Origin of the sequence: Pseudomonas sp. ES4 (assembly GCF_050586665.1) — a bacterium.
In the GTDB taxonomy this organism is placed as follows: domain Bacteria; phylum Pseudomonadota; class Gammaproteobacteria; order Pseudomonadales; family Pseudomonadaceae; genus Aquipseudomonas; species Aquipseudomonas frederiksbergensis.
Genome location: NZ_JBOBDO010000069.1, coordinates 1 through 300, shown reverse-complemented (window position 1 = coordinate 300; position 300 = coordinate 1). Strand labels below are relative to the sequence as shown.

Here is a 300-nt window from a genome sequence, read left to right as displayed (position 1 = left end):
GCCACCACGGCCAGCGCATAGGTCAGTGTGCCCGCGCCATCAGCGCCAAACGCTGAACTGAAGTTGGCGGCAAAGTTCTGGGTGGCGTTGGTTGCCAGTACCGTCTCGTCCACTGTCAACGTCGGCTCGGTGCCGGTGGTGCTGATGCTCGGCCCATCGTCCTTGAACACCAGGTTCTGCCCGATGTTGAGGGTCGCCTGGGCACTGTCACCGTCGCCATCGGTCTTGGTTGCCGTCAGCGTTACCAGATTGTCAGCGGTCAGCGTTTTCGAATCATCGGGATTGGTGGTGTCGGGATGT

1 protein-coding gene is annotated in these 300 nt (G+C 61.0%); it reads right to left on the bottom strand.

Annotated elements, in window-relative coordinates:
- Positions 1-300, bottom strand: a 300-nt coding sequence (locus ACQ4OB_RS27870; protein WP_430956874.1) for a DUF5801 repeats-in-toxin domain-containing protein, incomplete at both ends; no start/stop codon positions are given.